This window comes from Campylobacter troglodytis, from assembly GCF_006864425.1.
Classification (GTDB): domain Bacteria; phylum Campylobacterota; class Campylobacteria; order Campylobacterales; family Campylobacteraceae; genus Campylobacter_D; species Campylobacter_D troglodytis.
Window position 1 is genome coordinate 1 of the sequence record NZ_QHLI01000119.1, and the last position, 2,384, is coordinate 2,384.

Sequence of the window (2,384 nt, forward strand, 5' to 3'; positions counted from 1 at the left end):
CGCAAAATCGCCCACATAGCAAAGGTAGCACCGAGTTTGCCTGAGGTAGCTATGGAGGATGTGGGAAATGCTGGGGGCATAAATGCTATGCTTAAAGAAATTTCACGTCGTGATAGTGGTTTGCTTGATTTAAATGCCCTAACCATAACGGGCGAGAGCTTGGGTGAGCGCATAAGTGCGGCTAAAATTAAAGATGAAAAAGTAATTCACAAGGTAGAAGATGCCTACTCACAGGTTGGTGGGCTTGCCATTTTGTTTGGAAATTTAGCCCAGCAAGGCTGTGTCATCAAAACCGCTGGCATTACAGGTGGGAGGAAATTTAGCGGAAAAGCCGTGTGTTTTAATTCGCAAGACGAAGCAATCAAGGGCATAATCAAGGGCAGGATAAAAAAGGGCGATGTGTGCGTCATTCGCTATGAAGGACCTAAGGGGGGACCTGGTATGCAAGAAATGCTATCTCCAACGAGCTTGATAATGGGAATGGGGCTTGGAGCGGATGTGGCACTCATTACAGATGGCAGATTTAGCGGGGCTACAAGGGGGCTAAGCATAGGACATATAAGCCCTGAGGCTGCTGAGGGAGGGCTTATAGGGCTACTTGAAGATGGCGACATCATAGACATAGATGTGGATAATTACTCAATCAACGCTCGTTTAGACGCTGATACCATAGCCGAACGCAAAGCAAAATTTAAGCCCTTGCAAAAGCCTTTAAATTCAAGGTGGCTTGCTCAATATCAAAAATTAGTAAGCAACGCAAGCAGCGGCGCGGTGCTGGATTTGGGGTGGTTTGATAAATGAAAAAGGCAAATAATCAAGGTCTTAAATTTATCGATTTGTTTGCAGGTGTGGGTGGATTTCATCTTGCCCTAGCTCACGCTAAAAATGAGGGGGGGGGGGGGGGGTTATGCCCACAATGACAAGCAAAGTTTGCACTGCATCTTTGCAAGCGAGATTGATTTAAACGCACAAAAAACCTACGCCCTGAATTTCCCTAGCACAGAGCTTTTTGGCGACATTACAAAGAAAGAAATTCAAGCAAAAATTCCACAAAAATTCACGCTTTTATGCGGGGGCTTTCCTTGCCAAGCGTTTAGCATCGCAGGCTATCAAAAGGGCTTTGCGGACACTCGCGGCACGCTTTTTTTTGAGATTGAAAAAATCGCCAAAACACACCGCCCAAAAGTGCTTTTTTTAGAAAATGTTAAAAATCTTAAAAACCACGACAAAGGACGCACCTTTGCAAGCATAAAAAACGCCTTGCAAGCCCTAGATTACGCCGTTTTTAGCGAGGTGCTAAATTCAGCCACACACGCAAATATCCCACAAAATAGAGAGCGAATTTTCATAGTGGCTTTTGACAAAAAACAAGTGCCAAACTATGCAAAATTCACCTTTCCAAGCCCTATAAAACTAACAAAAACTATACAAGCTTGCACTGAAAAAACAAGTGTTAAATTTCAATAAGCATTTTTGGCTAGAATTTGATATTTGATAAGGGGATAAAATGAGCCAAAAGCACGAAAATTACGAGCTTTTAAACCTGCTAGGCTATGGGTTAGCAAAATTTGACAATGCTTTTATAAATGAGTTTGATTGCAAAACAAAGAGCGAATTTTTTAATTTTTTTGTCAAAAACGGCATAGTTCAAACCGCAAGTGTGGTGAAAAATAGAATGGATTTGTTTGATTATTTTTTCCCACAAAATCCACGCAAGGGCTGGTGGCAAAAGGGCGATGCCTACATTCACAGAAAGCAACTTATCGATGCCTTGTTTGGCGATGAAAATGTCATAGGCTTTGCAAACATAGTAAAACTTATATTAAAACGAGAATATAATATAAATTTAACTCACAAAATAAGCCCTTTGCTTGAGTCTAAGTTTAAAAAAATGCAAAATACAGGGCTTGAAGCTGAGCTTTTTTTCTTGCAAAATTATAATGAAATTGAGCTTTTACAAGGTGGCAAACTCACTGACGCTAGGCTTTTGGGCGATGGTTATGATTTTTTTGTAGAAACTTCTAAAAAGGAATTTTTGTGCGAGATAAAGGGAATTAAAAGATTGAGCGGAGGCTTGAGACTAACTCAAAATGAGTTTGAAAAGGCTTGTGAATTCAAAGAAAGTTATTTGCTGGTGGCGGTTTTAAATTTACAAAATATCCCAAAATTTAAAAGCATTTTAAATCCGCTTGACAATTTGAAATTCAAGGAAAAAATTATTACTCAAAAGGAGCTTAAAGAATATCATTTGGTAGGGAATTTGACGCTTTGATTTTGTGAATTTTAGCTACTAAAATAAGAATTTGAATAATGTCATAAAGCTAAAATCAAAATTCACGCCACTTTGCGAAACGCTAGAATTCAGCTTGCAAATGATTTATACG

General features: G+C 39.6%; 4 protein-coding genes. All 4 read left to right on the top strand.

Annotated features, from left to right (window positions below; all coding sequences use genetic code 11):
• A partial coding sequence (locus DMC01_RS12210) for a dihydroxy-acid dehydratase domain-containing protein (RefSeq protein WP_185908940.1) occupies positions 1-801 on the top strand: 801 nt, incomplete at its 5' end.
• On the top strand, positions 798-920 hold the full coding sequence (locus DMC01_RS12215) for a DNA cytosine methyltransferase (RefSeq protein ID WP_142694460.1): 123 nt from the start codon (positions 798-800) through the stop codon (positions 918-920). The genes DMC01_RS12210 and DMC01_RS12215, both read left to right, overlap by 4 nt.
• Positions 886-1,467, top strand: coding sequence for a DNA (cytosine-5-)-methyltransferase (gene dcm, locus DMC01_RS12220; protein WP_142694461.1), 582 nt, complete (start codon positions 886-888; stop codon positions 1,465-1,467). The genes DMC01_RS12215 and dcm overlap by 35 nt, the downstream gene beginning before the upstream one ends.
• A 40-nt stretch (positions 1,468-1,507) precedes the next feature.
• On the top strand, positions 1,508-2,272 hold the full coding sequence (locus DMC01_RS12225) for a protein NO VEIN domain-containing protein (protein WP_142694462.1): 765 nt from the start codon (positions 1,508-1,510) through the stop codon (positions 2,270-2,272).
• The last annotated feature ends 112 nt before the right edge of the window (positions 2,273-2,384 follow it).